Here is a 21,566-nt window from a genome sequence, read left to right on the forward strand (position 1 = left end):
CTAAGCTTTTTATGAAGTTCAACCCACTAACTAACGAGCTATTTACAGATGATGGTAGCTTACTGAAGACCTTACATTGTCCGTTATCAGTGTATTGGGATGATATGAAACAAGTAACATCACTTTATAAAGATTGTAGCCATTGCTCTAAAAGGGTATATGATACATCAATGTACAAAGACGATGAGATCACAATGCTCATCAAAACCGATCCTTACGCTTGCTTTAAGATTGATCTAAACCAAACTAACCTAACTATGACTTACAGTAATGAATAACAACTTACGAATCATTACAACAGCAAGAGGCATTGAAGCCATTAACGAGGCGGTGCAGAACGGTTATCAACCATTGATCAAACCTGTCATGCCTTTACCTGAGATTAAAGCTAAGTTTGCGATATTGAGAGACACAGAAACCGGGCAGTATGAAGTTGCGAATGATTTTCGCGCACTTGGCTATAGCGCCACAACAAAGGAAATAGTGTTAGATTTTACTAGTTATTATCCTTACCACTTTGAAAACCCATTCGCTGCATATCTGATTCCAAACGATGTTCAAATCGGTGAGAGGGTTTACCTAATTGACCTTATAGAAGACGTAATCGGTGTTCGTTGGAATCAGGGTGACACATACAGGGTACAGGGATCTGAGGCCATTTGGGATGGTAAAGACTTTGTTTTAGATCATCAGCCATCTACAGGGTCTGCAATTGTTGGTTAAAAGTTGACTTATCTTTTAAAAGGTTATTACATTAATAGGAGCTTACCCATTCGGTAGGCTCTTAATTTAGAAATATTGACCAAGCCTATTTTTCTCTGATTTCCATAAGCCCGACTGGTTTATACCTATTACAATAAACCTCAATACCAAATTTCATTATTAAAGCTATGATAGAAGCTGCTATTAACTTTATGCCTATACCTAGACTTGCTAAACAGGACAAAACCGCTGTTCGTATATATCCTTTGCTCAATACTAGCTGCATACCGTTATTAAACCAAGTCTTATATATCTCACTGTTAGGGTCACAAAGAGAATTATAAATAACTCGTTTTACAGATTGGAATATGGTAGCGCCAACCTCAGAGTCTTTGATTTTCTGGTCTGGGCTAGGCAAAGCTAATTGTTCTTTATATGGAAGCTGTTTTCTCGAAAAATCATAGACTAAGAAAATTAATTCCTTAGTAGATCTAGGGGATGCCTCGCCAATCTGAGCAAGAATTTCTTGTTCATCGAAGTTTTGAATGATTCGAATTACTTCTTGCTCCACTTCTTCCTCATTGTAGTCAGGTGCTTGACCTTTCAACGTACATAGAGCTACCTCTTCGTTAAATCTGTTGATTATCTCTGAATGGAATATCTCTCTAGTCCTTTGTGATTTTATAACTGTTTGATTTGCTAATACCTCTTTGATGAATGGTTTCGCCTGTTCTATTTCTTGCATCCTTATGTAACAAATAGCGAGCAATGCTGTAGACTCTAAGTATATTCTTGTATTGTTATTTAAGATGTCGCGATTACTTTCTAATCCAGAAATGGCAAAATCAAAATCAGTTTCTTCAATCGCCAATTCAAACAATTTATTTTTAGATTGGCATAAACGGGCATAGTGCTTTGTGGGTCTAAGAACTCTTTGAATATCAAGCATGAGACTTTTAGCGGTGCTGTAATCTCGTTTTAGGATTGCTGTATTAAACTTAGGCTCTAGCCTTTTAAGGCTTTCTTTCTGTTGGTCTGATAAAGGTTGAGGCATAATAATTAACTCTTGTACAATTATCAAATTTAATGAACTTACATTAACTATGAGAATTTGGAAACAATAAGCTGCACTATCCTTCCCCGCTTTCTGCTGCTTAGACCGAGAAAGGATAGCTCCGCTCATTTCCTGTCGCTTATAAAGGCCATCCCACAGGTCCATCGGTGTTACTTGCTCCTAAACTCATCAAATCATCACGCCAAGCTTCATTAAGCATCAATAAGCTTCTACGAAGCACATTAATGCTTAAACGGCTATCACCGGCTTGTCACTCAATTTGATTTTCGTAAAGTCGCAATCCACATGAGCTTTCTCTGTATTTACACACGTTTCGCTTATGCTGCGCTTTTACTTGGTTTAGCAACCAGGTAACGCTTGCAACACTCAACATATATAAATCCAGGCGCTCATAATTAAGGCTCGCCTTTGCCGAAGCAAAAGGCTACCCAACTGTCACAGACGCTTGATCGTTGCAATACATTCGTATTGCTCAAGCACTCCGCCAGTTGTTTGTCGGCAGATACTCGGTAGTCGCGCTATACGCTTTCTCTACCGAGACCTTTTGCTTTACTCGCAAGGGACTCGATTGTTAAAGGAATTGTTATATTAGTGTAGATAATTTTATATGGTAAAACTTATGTCACGCAGTAATAAAATAAGAAAAGCTGTTTGGATCGCATACGATTTTGGTTTGAGAGGCGATTATCAAGGTCTTTACACTTGGTTAGATACAAATAAGGCGTTAGAGTGCGGGCAGGGTTTAGCCTTCCTGAAGTTTGCAACAACAAAAGACGTAAGTTCTTCGGATTTGATGGCGGAAGTAATGAAAGATTTTAAGCGGTCTGTTAAAGTCAGTAAGACTGACCGAATTTATATAGTATGCAAAGACTCTATTAGTAATAAAATCAAAGGTGATTTTTTGAATGGTGCTAGAAAGGCTGCGCCTTGGGAAGGTTACGGTAATTTATCTGGACAACAAATCGTGGACGAGGGTGAATAAACAAAGAGTACTGACAGACAGTGGATTTTGGATCGCACTTTATGAGCCAGAAAAAGAGGCAGAGCGAAGCGAATTAGTAAGTGACATCATTGATATGATCGCAGATGCTGATATTTGCATCCCTTGGCCCACTATGTATGAGTTTGTAAACTCGAGATTGGGTAGACGGAAGGATAGATTAAATCAATTTAAAAAGATATTGGAAAACCCCAACACCTTTAAAATCGATGACGCGCCGTACAAAAATATTGCAATAGAAAAGCTGTTCGGATTTAATCGAGGTTACATTGGAGATATTAGCTTAGTCGATGAAGTAATCAAAGGAATATTAACTGATACTTCTCTTAACATAAATTATTTCGTCTCGTTTGACGAGGCGCTCGCGAACTTCGCTAGATCGCAAGGGATAAACGTAGATCTAAATCGTTAAGTTTATAGCATTTATTTAAACTTTTATAGCTAAAGGCATACTATTTAATGCAAAATTACATGTGTTTGATTTTCTATTGACATTGTTCAATTAAGAATTATATTTGATTATTTATAACCTAAACCTTCAATTCCATATTATGGCGACAACTAAACTCCAATTTGTCCGTGATTTAAGTCTCGATCTTAATAACTTTCGTACTGTAAAGCAACTAAATGAAGTTGAAGCCGTTAAGGCAATGATTTCGATTAGTCCTGATAGGTTTTGGGCGTTAATGGAAAGTCTACTTGATGATGGGTATCTGCCAACCGAGAATATAATTATATTAAAAGATGCATCTGGAAAACTGATTGTAAAAGAAGGGAATAGAAGGATAGCTGCTCTAAAATTAATTTACGGATTAATAGATAACTCTTTAATTGTAATACCAGCTTCAATGGTTACTAGAATAGCACAGATTAGTGATTCATGGAAGTCATCTAATAAAAAAGTTCCGTGTACTATTTTTGACGCAACCGATAGCGACAAAGTCGATAAAGTAGTTACTATGGCGCACGGCAAAGGTGCAAAAGCCAGTAGGGATCCTTGGTCTTCAATTGCTAAAGCTCGTCATAACAGAGATGTAAATCGGTCAGCTGAGCCTGGACTGGATTTATTAGAAAAATATCTTCAAAATGGCAGGAATATAAATATTCATCAAAAAGAAAGATTCGGAGGTGATTACCCGATATCAGTACTTGATGAGGCAATGAAAAAGGTCGCTGTGAGATTAGGAGCCTCAAGCGTTGCTGATTTAGTAGTAAAATATCCTACACTACCTCTTGTAAACTCTTTAGAAGCATTACTTTATGATATAGGACAAGGCTTGGTTAGCTTTGAAATCATTCGTAATCAGACAGATTTTGCGTTAAAGTATGGGATTCCGCCGTTACCCATACCGGCTCCGAGTCCGACACCAGCACCAGCTCCAACACCAGCTCCCACACCAGTACCTACACCAGCACCTACACCAGCTCCAAGCCCTACACCAACACCGGGTACGCCCCCTCCTCCGGCGCCAGTGCCGCCACCTGCGCCAGTGCCAGCAGCAGCTACAAATACCCCAAAGAGCGTCCAAAATAAGCTTAAATTGTTTGCGCCTATGGGCAATGACAGAGAAAAGGTAGTTACCCTTAAGGATGAGATTTTATTGTTAAATATAGATAAGACACCGATAGCGTTTTGCTTTTTACTTAGGAGTTTATTTGAAATATCAGCTAAAGCTTATTGTTCGGATCATAATATCCCGACCATGAACAATAATAGAGATAAGACCCTTGTCGATTTACTTAGAGCTGTCACTAATCATATAACCGGAGGGTCATCGACACACCCAAAGGTAAGGGTTCTTCATGGCGCATTAACGCAACTGGCAACAGCAGACGGAATTTTATCTGTGACTTCTATGAATCATTTAGTGCACAATTCATCGTTTTCGGTCATTCCGAGTGATGTATGCCGATTGTTTCATAACATATATCCTTTACTCGAAGAAATGAACTAATATTAACTATGGCATTAAGTAAAAGTCCATTAAGATATCCAGGTGGTAAGCAAAAACTTGCACCATTTATAGCTGAGATTTTAGACGAAAACAACCTTGTTAACGGGCATTATGTAGAGCCATATGCCGGTGGGGCTGGAGCAGCCCTTGAATTATTACTGAGCAAGAAAGTTAATAGCATACATTTAAATGATTCCAGCTACGCTATATATGCTTTTTGGCATTCCATATTGACAGACCCCGAACGATTTTGTAGGTCGATATCATCAACATCTATGAACGTAGATGAATGGAAAATTCACAAAGAGATTTTGAAACATAGTTCCGATCACGACATATTTGACGTTGGTTTTAGTACTTTTTTCTTAAATCGAGTAAACAGGTCTGGAGTACTGACAGGTGGAATTATTGGTGGGCAAGCACAAAGTGGTACATGGAAAATGGATGCTCGCTTTACGCGAAATGACCTTATTAGAAGGGTGGAAACAGTTGCTAAAAACGCTCATTCCATTTCAATTAGCAATTTAGATGCAGAGGAGTACATAATGAAAAACACAAAGCTGCTGCCTGATAATACGCTGATTTATTTTGATCCCCCTTATTATGAAAAGGCAAGTGGTTTGTATCTAAATTTTTATCGCAAAGATGATCATTCAAGACTTGCTGAAGTAATTCAGAATGAGGTTCGACAAAAGTGGGTGTTATCTTATGATAGTGCAGACCAAATCTTATCTTTATATGAGAATCGCAGATCATTTATATACGATTTACAGTATAACGCCTCTACTGTTTATAAGGGTAAGGAAGTTTTTGTTTTTTGTGACACTCTTAATTTGCCGGATAAGTCATCGTTAAGTTACATAGATATTGAGTTAGCCAAAATGGATTCATCAATTCATATAGTATAAATTAACTTATCTCAAAGTAAGATAGAATGGCCAAGCCATTTAACGTCTTTATTTATGTTTGCTTAATCTTACTGATTCCATGACAATTACTGAAGAAATCGAGATACTCTTAAAGTATTTACCACAAATTAGCCTAGAGAAAAACTATTGGCTAATAAGAACACAGTCTGGCTCACTTTATGCAGCCTTTAGAGACTTGAATTTAGTGGCAGCTAATCATGAATTGATTAGTGCTGAAAAATTAAAGGAGTATAATAAAATCAGTGGCAGTGATAAATCGAAGCTTGTTGATTTAGTCAAGAATGAGTTGACGTTGACAATAAGTCAACAAAGCCCCAACTTAGTAATAAGTGACAGAGATCTTACTTTAAAAGCTAATCAGATTATAAGATTCGCATATGAAATTAAAAAAGGCGACGTTGTTATAATTCCTTCTAAAGACTCAAAATATGTTAGTTTGGGAACTATTATAGATAGTGACTTTAGTGGTAAGTTCGTATTTCATGAAGAAGGATGGTCTGGCCATTTAAATTTAACAAAACCTGTCAAATGGGAGAAAATTGTACCAAGGTCTAGGCTTGATGTTGCACTTTTTAAATTGTTTACGACACATCAGGCAGTAGTTAAAGCTGACGGGTATGCTGAGTCAATTGAAAGGACTCTTAATGATTTATACATTTTGCACGATGATGCCCATATAATATTAGATATTGAACAAGAAGGTGATATTCCAGCTAAAGACCTATTTGGACTCGGCCATGAATTACTCCAATTGATTGATGAGTTTGCCGAATTTTCAGGAATCAACGTTAGCTCAAATGATTTATCTGTACAAGTAAATCTAAATAGCCCTGGAAAAATAGATTTAAAATCCAAGGTTAAGCGAACAACGTTGGTAATGGGCTTGATATTGTTAATAGCCGGAGGAGGTTACGAAGATGGAAGCGGTCATAAATTAAAAACAGATGGCGTTCCAGGAATTTTACAAAGTATTTCTGAGTTTCTAGATGCGAAAAACGATCGAGAAATGAAGCGAGAGCTATTCACTAAATATCGAGATAGTTTACACATAAAAAATCCTCAAGATTTAACAAGTGCTTTGAAACAATTCAGTGAGAACAAAGATTTACCTAAGAAATAGCTGATAATGAAACCCGCGTTATGAATCAAGTTTTTAACTCAATATCCATATTGAGTGCATTCTTATTCGCTACAGGAATTTTGTATTGGTTTCTTGATGAAACTATAGGTAGATTCAAAATACTGAAATCGAAGTTTGAGTGGCATGGTTTAGAAATAAAGGATCTCTGCTTCTTAATAGTCGCTGCTATGCTTGTATTGCATTATGTAAGCTTCTATCAACCATATTGATTATAACAATCTCCATTAAGTCTCAATTCGAATACTATTTAGCAAGTCTTCGATATACAAGTCACCTAAATCACCTTTTAAAAAATTAGCAGTTGTAGTATAAATCAATTTTGACGACACTTAACTAATTCAAGATTTAAAGTCCCTGTATAAAGTAAGAAATCTCTATTTTCTTGAATTAGGATTTAGTATGTGAAGTATGGATTACTGAGCAAAGTTACGTTTATAGCTGCTGCAGCGTACAAGAGCTTCCCGCATAAACACAGGCAATGCTCAACCCATCTTTTATTCGTTTGCCTCTTGTACTTGATTGCTATAAACGTGTATGGGCATCGTAATTCATCTTTTCACTTAAATTCAAATCAATATGGAAAACACATCTTAAACACTGTACCTTTGTCTTACAAGGTAACAACACCTAACGAGTTCATTAATAGAAAACTAGTATCTAATGAGGTACACAGTAACAACCAAGGTTTCTAAGTGCTTGATACAGTAGCAGATTGGCGGAAGGTTCGAGTCCTGCTCCCGCTACCGAGAAAAGAAAAAGCCTCTTAGAGAAATCTGAGAGGCTTTTTTGTTTAACGAAAAGGCTTGTACCAAAGAAATGAAACCGGTAGCTGCATCAACATATAAAATTCTTGCTCATACTGCTGTCACAGACTTTAATTACAGTGATACAGTTGATTGGGCTGGGGAGATGATGATGTTAGGGCATGAAACCGAGAACCTTTTGATTTTAGCATCGCTAACGAAACCGGTCAATTACTTTGAGACTGTTAAGTATCTAAATGCAGCAATAAGTGAATTGGGTTTGTCATTAGCTCTCGGTAAGGATGGCATCATCAGTTACAGCAGATATTACATTATACAGATTGCGAAGGGTCTCAATGTGAAACAAAACCTGGAGAGAATTTGCAAGTTTGCGATCGATATTGACTATAAGTCTTCAATCTATGATTTCTGTAAATTAAGTTGGGCTTGGCACGATCTTGACTGGACAGACAACAACGGAATGCAATGGTATTGGGAAGGTGCGACAAAAGATAACATCGAGCAGATTTCTATTGATACTGCTAAACAATGGTTAACTGATAATAAATCTCACATCGACAACTGGCCAGTGCAATGATAGCCCACCATTGTTCCGTTATAATAAATCCGGGCAGATAGTAAATCGTTAAATTTATACTAAAGTTGCTATTTTAGCGTAAGCTTGTTTTGGTAAGGCTAAAGTGGTTAACAGCTGATTATGAGAAGGGTCCTGCTCCTGTTTTTTATTCTATTTCCGATTACGTTTTCAGCAATTGCAGCAGATGGTGATCTTTTTGGGCAACTAAAGGCTGAATTTTCAAAAAAAGCAATATACGACCGTCAGAAAGAAGCACATATAACTGCCTTAAAAGCAAACCTTAAGCAACTGCAACCAACCGATCTGCAGAAACAATTTGCTGTTTGCAATCAATTATACGATGATTACAAGTCTTATCAGTATGATTCCGCTTATGTATATGTAAATAAGTTATTATCGATTAGTGAAACGCTTAAGGACAGGTCAAAAGAAGACCTGAGCAAGATTAAAATGGGGTTTATTTTGCTTTCGTCCGGGATGTTTAAGGAAACTTTTGAAAGCATGCAGGGTGTTAATGTTAAAAACCTGCAAACTCCTGCAAAAGTTGAATATTACTCAATCGTTATGCGCGCCTATTACGACCTGGCCGCCTATAACAACGATAAGCATTACACGCCAATTTACACGGCTGCTGCCAACAGGTATATCGATTCTGCAATTGCTATCAGCAAACCCGGCTCTTACGATAACATTTACCTTACCGGTTACAAAAGCTATAAAAACGGAGCTGATGAGCCGGCAGTGGCTTTGTTCAGCCAATTATTAAATTCAAATAAACTTACCGAACACCAGAAGGCAATAGTTGAATCTACGCTGAGCAATGTTTATCAAAGCATGTCGCAGCCGGATAAAAGTGTAGACTTGCTCATCAAAGCTACTATTAATGATATACGGTCATCTACAAAAGAGACGATCGCTCTGTTTTGGCTGGCAGAGATACTGTATAAAAAAGGCGATATCAAGAATGCTTATTTAGCGCTTGAGCACGCGCTTGATGATGCGGAGTTTTATGGTGCAAGGCAGCGCAAGGTGCAAATAGCCTCACTGTTACCAATAGTGGCCTCAGAAAAACTATTGTTTATAGAGCGCGAAGAGAAGTTGTATATCAGAAGCCTAAGCATGATAACCGCTTTGGCAGTTGTTATTGTTGTGGTATCTGTACTGCTGTATAAACGTAACAAAAAGCTCAAATCAAAAGAGAAGATCATTGAAAAGGTTAACGAAAAATTGATGGAAGGCACCAAAATAAAGGAAGACTACATTGGTTATTTTTTCAACGTTATCTCCGGTTACATCCTGCAGTTAGAAAGAATAAAACGCTCTGTTGATACCAAGCTGCCCGCAAAAAAGTACGATGACATCCAGTTGATGGCCAATAACATCAACATCAAAAAAGAGCGGGAAACCTTGTTCAATACTTTTGACCAGGTGTTCTTAAAAATCTTTCCAAATTTTGTAGAAGAGTTCAATAAACTTTTTAAAAAAGAAAATCAGATCTGGCCTAAGGAAAACGAGGTACTTACCACCGATCTGCGCATTTTCGCCTTAATGCGGATAGGCATTACTGATACCGAAACCATTGCCAAGATATTAGAGTATACTGAGAAAACCATTTACGTTTATAAGATGCGCATTAAGGCAAAAGCACTTATTCATGGCGATGAATTTGACCAACGCGTTATGGCCATCAAAGCCGTTGATATAGATGGCAAAAAATCCTGACCTAAGCTTTCAATTTTGATAGCCTACCCCCATTCTTATATAATCACGCCTTCAAAGACCTTTCCTTCCCACAATTTCAAGTTCGGTCAAAACATAGCTTAAAACCACCCGTAAAATCGGGATTTTTTATGGTGTAATTTATACGCTTAGTGTATTGAAACATCACCATAAGCGTTAAATTTTTTGATTTTAAAATATTTTAATTGACTGATTATCAAAGTATAAAATTTAAATAAATCTCAATTTTATTAAATTTTTATATAAAAAAAAATAGGTTGCGGTTTTTCGTCTCAACAAATTTGTATTGCTGAAGAGAACACGCATATAAACCCGCGACTCCGCTTCACAAAAACCAATTATAATTTTTAACGGCTTCAAATTTTCCTTCCGGTTTCGCAAAAGTGAACACGGCATTTTTTTGTCGCCATCAAAGTTTTTTAATGGCCTGTGCTAAAGAGACCTCCGTTTTGTCCGGTGCGATATGCCGTATTGGATGATTTTGATCGTGTAATGAGCAGCAGCCAAAGTATTGACATTAAACACCAACAAATTAACTCAAATCCAAATTTTAAATGAGAAACAATTACCTTAAAAAGTTTATGTTCCTTTTTGCTGTGCTGCTTTTATCGCAGGCGATATACGCACAGTCGGGGAGCATTTCCGGTAAAGTAGTCGACGAGAACAATGCACCCTTACCCGGCGCAACTGTATTGATCTCGGGCACCACAATAGCAGGCGCCGCAGATGCAAACGGTAACTACAAGATCGCAGGCGTAAAAGCAGGCTCTTACACTCTTACGGCAAGTTTTATTGGTTACACTTCGCAGCCAAAAACGGTTACGGTAGGAGCCGGAGCTTTAACTGTAAATTTTAACATGCAGCCTTCATCAAAATCACTTAACGAGATTGTGGTTATTGGTTACGGTACTGTTAAAAAGAAAGATCTTACCGGATCGATCACTACCGTAAGTTCAAAGGATTTCCAAACAGGTAATATCACATCGCCCGAGCAATTGATCGCCGGTAAGGTGGCTGGTGTTTCCATAACCTCAAACGGCGGCGCGCCGGGTGCAGGTAGCACTATCCGCATTCGTGGTGGTGCATCATTAAGCGCCAGTAACGACCCGCTTATTGTTGTTGATGGTGTGCAGTTAAGTAACGATGCTATACCAGGATCACCAAGCCCGCTTACTTTGATCAACCCTAACGATATCGAAACCTTCACCGTTTTAAAAGATGCATCAGCAACCGCTATTTACGGTTCACGTGCGTCAAACGGCGTTATCATCATCACTACCAAAAAGGGTGTAGTTGGGAAACCGGTTATCAATCTAAACACACAGGTATCGGTATCAACACTGGCCAGGGAGGCACAGGTATTAACCGGCGACCAGCTACGTGCTTATGTTAAAGCTAACGGTAACGCTGCTTTCCAGGCCTTGTTGGGTAACGCAAATACCGACTGGCAGAAAGAAATTTATCAAACTGCTGTAAGTAATGATAACAACCTAAATGTAAGCGGCGGATTGAAAAATATGCCGTACCGAGTTTCAGTAGGTTACCTCGATCAAAAAGGTATACTTAGAACCGGGTATCTTAACAGGGCTTCGGCAGCAATTAACCTTTCGCCGCGCTTGCTTGATAATCATTTAAAAATTGATATTAACTTAAAAGGATCGCAAAGCAAGGCACGTTTTGCCAACCAGGATGCTATAGGTGCAGCAGTTAGCTTTGACCCAACAAAGCCTGTATTATCGGGCAATAACAACTACGGTGGTTATTACGAGTACCTTGATGCAGGCTCTGCATCCGGGCTTAGGCAATTAGCCCCGCGCAACCCAGTTGGTTTGCTTGAGCAAAAATTTGACAAAAGCGACGTGCTAAGAAGCATTGGTAACGCACAGGTTGATTACAAATTCCATTTCCTGCCAGACTTGCACGCTAACGTAAACTTTGGTTATGATGCATCTCAAGGCAAAGGAACAATTGTTATCCCGGAGACAGCAGCATCAAGCTACTACCGCTTTAAAGATGCCAACAATGTGCTGCATAGCGGTGTAAACAACCAGTACCGTACCGATATATTGAACACCACCTTTGAAGCTTACTTAAACTACGCCAAAGACCTGAAATCTATCAACAGCCGTATTGATGCAGTTGCCGGTTACGCTTATTACGATTACGCCACTAAAAATTATAATTACCCGGATTTAACTACCGATGGTACCGTTGTAAGCCAACCAAACTTTCCTTTTGACAAGCCGCAGCACAGGTTGTTATCATACTATGCGCGTTTAAACTACACGTTTGATGACAAGTATTTATTAACCGGTACAATCCGCCGGGATGGTTCATCAAGGTTTAGCCCAACTAACCGTTATGCAGTATTCCCATCTGGCGCTTTTGCCTGGAAGATCAAAGAAGAATCCTTCTTGAAGGACAGCAAAGTATTGTCTGACCTTAAATTACGGGTTGGTTACGGTGTAACCGGTCAGCAGGATGCGATTGACAACTATGCATACACTTCATATTATGCATTAAGCTCACAAACAGCATCTTATCAGTTGGGCAATAACTTTTATCAGCTGTACCGTCCTTCGGCCTATGACCCTAACCGCAAATGGGAGCAAAGCGCTACTACAAACGTTGGTTTTGATTATGGCTTCCTTAACAATCGAATCACCGGTTCAATTGATGCCTACTATAAAACTACTAAAGACCTGATAGCACCTGTTAACGTTTCTGCGGGCGCCGGGTTCTCAAATATCATTGTTACCAACGTAGGTAGCATGACCAATAAAGGTATCGAGGCTGCTATCAACGCGCAGATAGTACGCAGCAGTACAGTAACCTGGGATGTTGCCCTTAACGCTACTTACAACGTTAACAAGGTAACCAAGTTAACTTTTGTGAACGACCCTAACTCAACAGGTTTGGCAACCGGTGGAATATCAGGCGGTACCGGTAACAACGTGGAGCGCTTTTATGTAGGCCAGCCTCGCGGTGTATTCTACGTATATCAGCAAGTTTATGGCAGCGACGGTAAACCATTGGATAACGTTTATGTGGACCGTAATAACGATGGTGTTATCAACGATAAAGACCTGTATCTGTACAAACAGCCCGATCCAAAGTATATCCTTGGTTTCTCAAGTAATGTTAGGTATAAAAAGTTTAACCTGGCAGTGGTTATGCGTGCCAACCTGGGTAACTACGCCTACAACAACGTGTTCTCGAACACCGGCACCAGAAATAACATCCTTAACCCGCTTCAATTCCTTAATAACGGTTCTACAAACGTATTGGAGAGCGGCATAATTGGTGCAAATGACAAGAATGTATTGTCTGATTACTACGTGCAAAATGCATCGTTCCTGAAAATGGATAACGCAAGCCTTGGTTACAACTTTGGCAACATATTCAGCAGCAAAGCCCAGCTAAGCATCAGCGGGAACGTGCAGAACGTTTTTGTGATCACCAAATACAAAGGTGTTGATCCGGAAGTGAACGGCGGTATCGATAACAACATCTATCCTCGCCCGCGCACTTATGTATTAGGCTTAAACCTTAAATTTTAACTCATTAGTGTATCAACACATACATACAGCTAATTAATAAAGCGACATGAAAAAGAACTTAATGATAAAGGCAGCTACAGTAATATTGCTTGCAGGCAGCTTAACCGCCTGTAACAAAAAGCTGGACCTACTGCCTACCAACGATATAACAGCTGCCACTGTGTACGCCACCCCAACCGGCTACAAGCAGGCATTTGCAAAAGTTTACGGTGCTTATGCTTTAACCGGTAACCAGGGCCCGGCAGGTAATGGCGACGTACAAGGAATTGATGAGGGAACTTCAGACTTCTTACGCCTGTACTGGAAAGCGCAGGAATTGAGCACAGACGAAGCAGTGATTGCCTGGGGCGATGTGGGTATACAAGATTTCCACAACATGAACTGGTCATCTGCAAACCCTTTCTTAAAAGGCTTGTACTACCGCAGCTTGTACCAGGTTACCCTGGCAAACGATTTTATCAGGCAATCAGCAGACGCTCAATTGAGCAGCCGCGGCATTTCTGGTGCTGATGCAGATGCTATCCGCCAGTACCGTGCCGAAGCTCGTTTCTTACGCGCTTACCAATATTGGGTATTGCTTGACCTTTTCGGTAGCGTACCATTGGTAACCGAAACAGATGTGATCGGTATAACTGTGCCAAAACAGGCAGACCGCAAAACTTTGTTCAACTATGTTGAATCTGAACTAAAGGCAATTGAGTCAACCCTTGCCGCACCAAAGGCAAATGAATATGGCCGTGCAGACCAGGCAGCCGAGTGGGCTTTATTAGCGAGATTGTATCTGAACGCCGAAGTTTACACCGGCACCAAAAGATATGATGATGCTATCCTCTACTCAAATAAGGTGATCAACGCAGGCTACTCCTTAGTAAGCAATTACCAGTGGTTAATGCTTGCCGATAACCAGCAAAACACCAACGAGAACATACTGACCATCAATTATGATGGCTTGCGTACACAAAGCTACGGTGGCACCACGTTTTTAACCCACGCACCGGTGGGCGGTTCAGAGTCAGCCAGTTATTTTGGCATCAACGGCGGCTGGGGCGGTACACGTACCACTAAAAACCTGCCTAACCTTTTCCCTGATTATACCGGCACAGCAGATAAGCGTTCTCAGTTTTACACAAACGGCCAAAACCTCGAGATCAAAGACCAAACAGCTTTTACCGATGGCTTCGCAGTTACCAAATACCGTAACGTAAACCGTGCTGGCGCACCGGGCCAAAGCCTGGATTATGCAGATGTCGATTTCCCGCTGTTCCGTTTGCCGGAAATGTACCTGATCTACGCAGAGGCCGTTTTACGGGGGGGTGCAGGCGGCAACCTGGCTACAGCTGTTGATTACATTAACCGGATCCGCACCCGCGCTTATGGTAATGCAAACGGTAATGTTACCACCATCAATCTTGATTTCATTCTTGATGAGCGTGCACGCGAATTATACTGGGAAGGTTTCCGCCGTACGGATCTTGTACGTTATGGCAGGTTTACTACCGGCAGTTATTTATGGCCGTTTAAAGGCGGCGTTGCCGGTGGCCGATCTGTAGAAGATTACCGCAATATCTACCCAATCCCTAAAGACGATATTACAGCTAACCCTACAATTAAACAAAACCCGGGTTACTAAAGCAAACAGGCAGGCCTGTTAAAGCAGGCCTGCCCTATCAAAAGCATAAACGTGTTTAAATAAGCATTAACATGAAAAAAAACATTACTAAATTTTTAGCCTTTAGCTGCATGGCCATCATGTTACTGGCATCATGCAAAAAAGATGAAGTACGAACCGTAACACAAACTGCCAAGGGCGGCTCGCTAACGGTATCAACCACAACACCTGCATTAACAAAATCTAATCTTAGCGCTAATGCCATAACCTTAACCGGTTCGGCACAATCATACGGATACAGCGCGGCACCAACCTATACTTTTCAGATAGCTGTTAAAGGAACCGATTTTGCTAAGCCAACTGAGGTTACATTACCAGTAGGCGTGTTTGCCAAAAGCTATAATGTACAGGACTTTAACAACCTGCTATTATCAATGAATTTGCCAACCGGTACGCCGGCTCAATTAGAGATGAGGCTGAAAAGTTCGCTTAGTTCATCTGCTACTGAAGGTACTGCATATTCAAACGTGGTTACGGTAACCGCTACGCCGTTCGCTTTAGTATCATACATATACGTACCCGGCGCATACCAGGGCTGGAACCCACCAACGGCAGATAGCTTACAATCGCCTACAGGTAATGGTGTTTACACCGGTATCATCAATTTTACTGCAGGCAACCTCGATTTTAAGATCACGCCTCAAAAGAAATGGGATGTAGCTTACGGCAGCAGCGGTACCGGCAAGATCAGCACAAGTGGTGGCAATATATCTGCCCCGGCAGCGGGTAAATACTACTTTACGGTTGATCTGAACAATGGTACGATCACCATGGCACCAGCAGATTACATGTCGGTTATTGGTAACGCACCTGTTGGCAGCAACTGGAGCGCCGATATCGATCTGAAGTACAATAATGGCACCCTCGCCTGGGAAGGCGCAGTACCAATGGTGGTTGGCGAATTTAAATTCAGGATGGGCCACGATTGGGCAAATAGCTACGGTGTGCCTAAACCCGGCGGCGATGGCACATTCCTAAACAATACTGAGAATAACAATATCCCTATCACTACAGCAGGTACATACAACGTAAGCATTACAACAATTTACAGTGATTATACTACTGATATAAGCAAACTTGGTAAAATAGACAGATCAGCAACTGCGAAATATTCTGTAGTAAAACAATAATTTTATAAGTACCGGCTGGGCGTTTCCAACCGGTACTTTTCTTATAAACACCTTGCTTAGCTACAACCGCCCGGCAAGAGTTACCAATTAAAAATGATGAGACGGACGCTTAATGTTACCCTTGCCTTTTTGCTACTATGCACCTGTGTAATGGCCCAAATGCCGGCATTAGAAAGAGTGGAACCTGCTTTTTGGTGGGTTGGGTTTAAGAACCCCAAACTGCAACTGATAGTTCATGGTGATAAGATAAGCTCAAGCAACGTAAGCTTAAATTATCCTGGCGTAAAACTGGCGGCAATGCATAAAGTAGAGAACGGTAATTACTTGTTCCTCGATCTCACGATCAGTTCGGCTACCCGGCCCGGTAAATTTCCAATCACATTTAAGCAGGCTGGTAAAAAAGATTTGGTTTATACCTATGAGCTAAAGCAGCGTAATAAGGCAGCACAGTGGGCGCAAGGCGTAACCAATAAAGACCTCATCTATCTTTTAATGCCTGATCGGTTTGCGAACGGAGACCCATCTAATGATGTAGTTAAAGGTATGCTTGAAACCGGATTGCACCGCGACTCCATGTACTCGCGCCATGGTGGCGATATTCAAGGGGTAATAGACCACCTGGGGTATTTAAAAGACCTTGGCGTAACTGCTATCTGGATGACGCCGGAAATTGAGAATAACGAGCCGCATGCCTCATACCACGGCTATGCGGTTACCGATTATTATAAAATTGATCCGCGTTATGGCACAAACGAGTTATTTAAAACATATGTGGCCAAAAGCCACGCAATGGGTTTAAAGGTTATAAAAGACCTTGTACATAACCATATCGGTACCGAAAGCTGGCTGATACAGGATATGCCTATGAAAAGCTGGGTACACCAATGGCCTAAGTACACCAACTCTAATTTCAGGGATGCCGCGGTGATAGATCCGCATGGCGATGCTGCAGATAAAAAGCAGATGCTTGACGGCTGGTTTGATAAACGCATGGCCGACCTGAACCAAAATAACCCGTACGTACAAAACTACCTTACGCAAAACCACATCTGGTGGGTGGAGTATGCAGGTATAGATGGACTTAGGTTAGATACTTACCCCTATAATGATGCCGTTTACATGGCCGATTGGGCTAAGAAGGTAAAGGCTGAGTTTCCGCGCTTATCCATCTTTGGTGAAACGCTGGTTTGGTCTGTAGCTAATCAGGCTTATTTCACACAGGGTAACACCGTAAACCGGGGGTTTGATACTCAGTTACCAGGCATAACTGATGCCCAGATAAAAGACGCCATTACCGAAGCATTAAATGGCAAGGAAGGCTGGACTGATGGGGTAAATCGCATCTACAACATTGTAGCGCAGGATTTTATGTATCAGGACCCAACCCGTAACACCATATTCCTGGATAATCATGACATGAGCCGTTTTTACTCTGTAGTGAATGAGGACTTTACCAAATTCAAATCAGGTATGGCAATGCTGCTTACCATGCGTGGTGTGCCTCAAATGTATTATGGCGACGAGATACTCATGAAAGGTTATTCAAACCCTGATGGCTTGGTTCGTGAAGATTTTGAGGGAGGATGGAAAGGTGACAAAAAAGATAAGTTCACCGCTGGCGGTCGTGATAAAAAGGAAAATGAAGCCTTCAACTATGTCCGCACATTGGCAAACTATCGCAAAAATACACCGGCATTACAAACAGGTAAGCTGATGCAGTATATCCCGCGCAACGGCATTTACACCTACTTCAGGTATGATGCAAACAAGACCGTGATGATAGCGTATAATGGTGGCGAAAAAGAATCGACTTTAAACACCGATTATTTTGTTGAGCGCATGGCCGGCTTTAACAGCGGTAAAGATGTCATCACCGGGCAAAGGATTAGCAACATCAAAGAACTGGTTATCCCGGCCAAAACAACACTGATAATAGAATTAAGCAAATGATAGCCGAAGAGCAAAAAAATCAAACACAGCCCTCAGCTACAAAGCCGGCAGCTGTGCAAAAGCCAAAGCTTACCTTTTGGCAGATCTTTAATATGAGTTTCGGCTTTTTGGGTATACAGTTCGGCTTTGCATTGCAGAACGGTAATGCATCGCGCATACTACAAAGCTTTGGTGCCGATGTAGAACATCTATCGCTGTTTTGGCTGGCAGCGCCAATAACCGGTATGATCGTTCAGCCCATCATCGGGCATTACAGCGACCATACCTGGAACCGCCTTGGCCGTCGTAAGCCATACTTTTTAACAGGGGGTATCTTATCCGCGCTTGCACTATTCTTTCTGCCAAACTCGGCAGTGCTGATGTTCTTGCCGCCGGTTATGGTTGGTGCCGGCATTTTAATGATCATGGATGCATCTTTCAATGTAGCCATGGAGCCATTTCGTGCGCTCATCGGCGATAACCTGCCCGATAGCCAGCGAAGCCTTGGCTTTTCGGTACAAACCTTCCTTATCGGCATTGGTGCGGTTACAGGATCAGTGTTGCCGTGGCTAATAAGTTACTTTATCGGCACTCAAACGGCAACGCCCGGCCATGTGCAACCAAACGTAACTTACTCCTTTTACGTGGGTGCCCTGGTGATGATAATTTGCCTGTTGTGGACGGTTCTGAGGACCAGGGAATATTCACCATCAGAATACGCAAAATTTCATCCGGAAGAAGCCGGAGAAGAACCAAAACGCGGATTAAGCCAGATCTTTAAAGATTTTAAAAACATGCCAACAGCCATGCGACAGTTGGGTTTGGTTCAGTTCTTTTCATGGTTTGCTTTATTCTCCATGTGGGTGTTTGCATCTCCTGCTATCGCCACACATATCTTTCATGTTGATCTGAAAGATACAACCTCTGTAAAAGCTGCGGAGGCTGGTGACTGGGTAACGTTAATGTTTGGCGTTTATAACGGCGTATCGGCGCTTTACGCACTTTGCCTTTCGGCAATTGCCCGTGCTACAAGTCGAAAACTGGCGCATGCGTTTTCGTTAATTGCCGGCGGTATTGGGCTGATCTCCATCTTCTTTATACAAAACCCTCATATGCTGATATTGAGCATGGTTGGCATAGGTTTAGCCTGGGCGAGTATTTTGGCGATGCCGTACGCAATTCTTTCAGGCTCTATCCCGGCGAAAAAGATGGGCGTATACATGGGCATTTTTAACTTTTTCATCACCTTCCCGCAAATTGTAAACGGCTTTTTTGGTGGCTGGATAGTGAAAAATTTATTCGGCGGACAAGCCATTTATGCTTTAGTGCTTGCCGGCATTTTTATGCTGTGCGCAGCCGTATCAGTGATATACGTACAAGACGGAAAAGACATTAAATACGCAAAAGGCTGAGGCTTGTTTTAAACAGCATCCCTTTAAATCATCAACCAATTTTATGAAACGGATAATTTACTTAATAAGCCTTATTTGCGTAATGCTGGCAACAGCAAGCTGCAGGAAAAACGATATCCAACATTCTTCACCCGGCTCGCCTACAGGCGGTGAAGTATCGGTGCCTAACGGTAAGCCATTGCCAACCGGCGCTGGCGACGGGGTAACATTCATTAACTCGGGCACGTCCGCGATCTTTAATATCTACGCCCCCGGCAAAACATCAATGGCCGTTATCGGCGAGTTTAATAATTGGTCGCCCACTGCCATGACCGTAACGCCCGATGGCAACAACTGGTGGGTGCAAATAGATAACCTTGACGCTAATAAAGAATACGCTTACCAGTATCTTGCAGATGGCACTTTAAAGGTTGCAGACCCTTACTGTGAAAAGGTCCTTGATCCGGATAACGATAAATACATCCCGGCATCAGTATATCCAAACTTAAAGGCATACCCTGCGGGCCAAACCGGTATTGTGAGCGTAATGCAGGCAAACCAGCCAACCTATGCCTGGAAGAACACCAATTTTACACGCCCGGATAAAAACAAGCTGGTGATATACGAATTACATGTGCGCGATTTTGTTGGCACCCACTTTTACAAAACCATTGCCGATACGCTTAGCTACCTGAGCAATTTGGGTGTAAATGCCATTGAGCTGATGCCCGTGAACGAGTTTGAAGGTAACTCATCATGGGGATATAATCCATCGTTCTACTTCGCAGTAGATAAATACTATGGAACTAAAAACGATTTAAAGGCACTGATAGACGCCTGCCACGCAAAAGGCATGGCAGTGATATTAGATATGGTGCTTAATCATTCTTTCGGGCAATCGCCAATGGTGCAGTTGTACTTTGATAAGAATACGCAAAAGCCACTAAGCACTAACCCCTGGTTTAATGTAGACCCACGGCACCCATACAACGTCGGCTATGATTTTAACCACCAAAGCGCGGCAACAAAGTATTTCGCTAAAAACGTGATGAAGTTTTACATGCAGCAATACCATATAGACGGCTATCGCTTCGACCTGGCAAAAGGCTTCACTCAAACCTTAAGTACAGATGATGCTTCCTTTGCTGCTTATGATGCAAGCCGTGTAGCCATCTGGAACGACTATAAAAATTTCATTAACAGCATAGACAACAATAACTTTTATACCATCCTGGAGTTCTTCGGTGGCGACCGCGAGGAAAAAGAACTATCAGACAACGGTATGATGTTGTGGAATAACCTGAATTATAATTTTAACGAGGCGACCATGGGTTACGTCCCAACGTCAAATTTCTCGCGCCTTTACTTCAGCAATCATAGTGGCTTTACGCAGCCGGACAACATTGTAAGCTATATGGAAAGCCACGACGAGGAGCGCCTGATGTTTAAAAACATTACTTATGGAAATAGCAACGGCGCTAATGGCTATAATGTAAAAACACTTTCCACGGCTTTAGCGCGCCAGGAAACTGCAGCAGCATTTTTATTTACCGCCCCGGGCCCTAAAATGCTATGGCAGTTTGGCGAATTGGGTTATGATGTATCTATCGATGTAAATGGCCGTACCGGTGAAAAGCCGTTGCACTGGGAGTATAATAACGATGCTTTACGCCATAAGCTTTATGCAACGTTTGCCAAGCTCATTAAAATGAAGATCAACAATCCGGTGTTTACAACATCTACCATCACCTATAATTCATCGGGTTCCATCAAAACAGCTAACCTTACCGGTGCCGACGGTACCATGGTGGTTGTAGCTGGCAATTTTGATGTAAATAGCCAGGCAGTGTCTATTGCCTTTCCAAGCGCGGGTACATGGTACGATTATATGTCGAGCACAACAGTTAATGTAACCGCACCGTTTACGGCCACTTACGCTCCTGGTGAATATCACATTTACAGCAGTAAAGCCTTAAAGTAATAGATCTGATCTCTGGGTGAGAA

At 41.3% G+C, this 21,566-nt stretch carries 16 protein-coding genes; 15 read left to right on the top strand and 1 reads right to left on the bottom strand.

The annotated features are described in order from the left end of the window. The first annotated feature begins 11 nt into the window (after positions 1–11). Positions 12–278 (top strand): hypothetical protein, encoded by a 267-nt coding sequence (locus INP83_RS03125; protein ID WP_219126261.1) that lies wholly within the window; start codon positions 12–14, stop codon positions 276–278. Beyond that, positions 271–723, top strand: coding sequence for a hypothetical protein (locus tag INP83_RS03130; RefSeq protein WP_219126262.1), 453 nt, complete (start codon positions 271–273; stop codon positions 721–723). Before INP83_RS03125 ends, INP83_RS03130 begins: the two co-directional genes overlap by 8 nt. An 85-nt stretch (positions 724–808) precedes the next feature. Here the strand turns inward: INP83_RS03130 and INP83_RS03135 are convergent, their stop codons facing one another. Continuing rightward, entirely contained in the window at positions 809–1,921 is a 1,113-nt protein-coding gene (locus tag INP83_RS03135) for a hypothetical protein (RefSeq protein WP_219126263.1), read from the bottom strand. Positions 1,922–2,396: 475 nt separating this feature from the next. Here INP83_RS03135 and INP83_RS03140 point away from each other — a divergent pair, with 475 nt between their 5' ends. The 13 genes from INP83_RS03140 to INP83_RS03200 all read left to right on the top strand — a co-directional run bounded on the left by INP83_RS03140 (position 2,397) and on the right by INP83_RS03200 (position 21,543). Next, positions 2,397–2,759 carry a hypothetical protein gene (locus tag INP83_RS03140; RefSeq protein WP_219126264.1) on the top strand — a complete coding sequence of 121 codons (363 nt, stop codon included), beginning with the start codon at positions 2,397–2,399 and terminating at the stop codon, positions 2,757–2,759. Further along, the gene (locus INP83_RS03145) at positions 2,752–3,189 is read left to right on the top strand and encodes a hypothetical protein (protein ID WP_219126265.1); all 438 of its coding nucleotides are present in this window, start codon (positions 2,752–2,754) and stop codon (positions 3,187–3,189) included. The genes INP83_RS03140 and INP83_RS03145 overlap by 8 nt, the downstream gene beginning before the upstream one ends. Positions 3,190–3,328: 139 nt before the next feature. Next, positions 3,329–4,732 carry a hypothetical protein gene (locus tag INP83_RS03150; protein WP_219126266.1) on the top strand — a complete coding sequence of 468 codons (1,404 nt, stop codon included), beginning with the start codon at positions 3,329–3,331 and terminating at the stop codon, positions 4,730–4,732. 8 nt (positions 4,733–4,740) lie between these two features. Next, entirely contained in the window at positions 4,741–5,640 is a 900-nt protein-coding gene (locus tag INP83_RS03155) for a DNA adenine methylase (RefSeq protein WP_219126267.1), read from the top strand. A 79-nt stretch (positions 5,641–5,719) separates the two neighbouring features. Beyond that, a complete protein-coding gene (locus INP83_RS03160; RefSeq protein WP_219126268.1) occupies positions 5,720–6,781 on the top strand; it encodes a hypothetical protein in 1,062 nt (353 codons plus the stop codon). Between the two features lie 837 nt (positions 6,782–7,618). After that, a complete protein-coding gene (locus tag INP83_RS03165) occupies positions 7,619–8,143 on the top strand; it encodes a hypothetical protein (RefSeq protein WP_219126269.1) in 525 nt (174 codons plus the stop codon). 120 nt (positions 8,144–8,263) lie between these two features. After that, positions 8,264–9,865 carry a DUF6377 domain-containing protein gene (locus tag INP83_RS03170; RefSeq protein WP_219126270.1) on the top strand — a complete coding sequence of 534 codons (1,602 nt, stop codon included), beginning with the start codon at positions 8,264–8,266 and terminating at the stop codon, positions 9,863–9,865. A gap of 572 nt (positions 9,866–10,437) precedes the next feature. Next, positions 10,438–13,443: a TonB-dependent receptor gene (locus tag INP83_RS03175; RefSeq protein ID WP_219126271.1), complete on the top strand. Its 3,006-nt coding sequence runs from the start codon at positions 10,438–10,440 to the stop codon at positions 13,441–13,443. A 46-nt stretch (positions 13,444–13,489) separates the two neighbouring features. Continuing rightward, complete coding sequence (locus tag INP83_RS03180; protein WP_219126272.1) at positions 13,490–15,073, top strand: RagB/SusD family nutrient uptake outer membrane protein; 1,584 nt, start codon at positions 13,490–13,492, stop codon at positions 15,071–15,073. Between the two features lie 71 nt (positions 15,074–15,144). After that, positions 15,145–16,242, top strand: coding sequence for a SusE domain-containing protein (locus tag INP83_RS03185; RefSeq protein ID WP_219126273.1), 1,098 nt, complete (start codon positions 15,145–15,147; stop codon positions 16,240–16,242). Between the two features lie 96 nt (positions 16,243–16,338). Continuing rightward, positions 16,339–18,192 carry a glycoside hydrolase family 13 protein gene (locus INP83_RS03190; RefSeq protein ID WP_219126274.1) on the top strand — a complete coding sequence of 618 codons (1,854 nt, stop codon included), beginning with the start codon at positions 16,339–16,341 and terminating at the stop codon, positions 18,190–18,192. Continuing rightward, positions 18,189–19,583, top strand: a complete 1,395-nt coding sequence (locus INP83_RS03195) for an MFS transporter (protein WP_219126275.1) — start codon at positions 18,189–18,191, stop codon at positions 19,581–19,583. The genes INP83_RS03190 and INP83_RS03195 overlap by 4 nt, the downstream gene beginning before the upstream one ends. Before the next feature lie 43 nt (positions 19,584–19,626). Beyond that, a complete protein-coding gene (locus INP83_RS03200) occupies positions 19,627–21,543 on the top strand; it encodes an alpha-amylase family glycosyl hydrolase (protein WP_219126276.1) in 1,917 nt (638 codons plus the stop codon). Positions 21,544–21,566 lie beyond the last annotated feature (23 nt).

Origin of the sequence: Mucilaginibacter sp. 21P, assembly GCF_019331605.1 — a bacterium.
Classification (GTDB): Bacteria; Bacteroidota; Bacteroidia; order Sphingobacteriales; family Sphingobacteriaceae; genus Mucilaginibacter; species Mucilaginibacter achroorhodeus.

Excerpts from the sequence above, each read along its gene's own strand:
- INP83_RS03125 (WP_219126261.1), top strand. The coding sequence starts at position 12 with ATGAAGTTCAACCCACTAACTAACGAGCTATTTACAGATGATGGTAGC.
- INP83_RS03130 (WP_219126262.1), top strand. The coding sequence starts at position 271 with ATGAATAACAACTTACGAATCATTACAACAGCAAGAGGCATTGAAGCC.
- INP83_RS03135 (WP_219126263.1), bottom strand. The coding sequence starts at position 1,921 with ATGGACCTGTGGGATGGCCTTTATAAGCGACAGGAAATGAGCGGAGCT.
- INP83_RS03140 (WP_219126264.1), top strand. The coding sequence starts at position 2,397 with ATGTCACGCAGTAATAAAATAAGAAAAGCTGTTTGGATCGCATACGAT.
- INP83_RS03150 (WP_219126266.1), top strand. The coding sequence starts at position 3,329 with ATGGCGACAACTAAACTCCAATTTGTCCGTGATTTAAGTCTCGATCTT.
- INP83_RS03155 (WP_219126267.1), top strand. The coding sequence starts at position 4,741 with ATGGCATTAAGTAAAAGTCCATTAAGATATCCAGGTGGTAAGCAAAAA.
- INP83_RS03160 (WP_219126268.1), top strand. The coding sequence starts at position 5,720 with ATGACAATTACTGAAGAAATCGAGATACTCTTAAAGTATTTACCACAA.
- INP83_RS03165 (WP_219126269.1), top strand. The coding sequence starts at position 7,619 with ATGAAACCGGTAGCTGCATCAACATATAAAATTCTTGCTCATACTGCT.
- INP83_RS03170 (WP_219126270.1), top strand. The coding sequence starts at position 8,264 with ATGAGAAGGGTCCTGCTCCTGTTTTTTATTCTATTTCCGATTACGTTT.
- INP83_RS03175 (WP_219126271.1), top strand. The coding sequence starts at position 10,438 with ATGAGAAACAATTACCTTAAAAAGTTTATGTTCCTTTTTGCTGTGCTG.
- INP83_RS03180 (WP_219126272.1), top strand. The coding sequence starts at position 13,490 with ATGAAAAAGAACTTAATGATAAAGGCAGCTACAGTAATATTGCTTGCA.
- INP83_RS03185 (WP_219126273.1), top strand. The coding sequence starts at position 15,145 with ATGAAAAAAAACATTACTAAATTTTTAGCCTTTAGCTGCATGGCCATC.
- INP83_RS03190 (WP_219126274.1), top strand. The coding sequence starts at position 16,339 with ATGAGACGGACGCTTAATGTTACCCTTGCCTTTTTGCTACTATGCACC.
- INP83_RS03195 (WP_219126275.1), top strand. The coding sequence starts at position 18,189 with ATGATAGCCGAAGAGCAAAAAAATCAAACACAGCCCTCAGCTACAAAG.
- INP83_RS03200 (WP_219126276.1), top strand. The coding sequence starts at position 19,627 with ATGAAACGGATAATTTACTTAATAAGCCTTATTTGCGTAATGCTGGCA.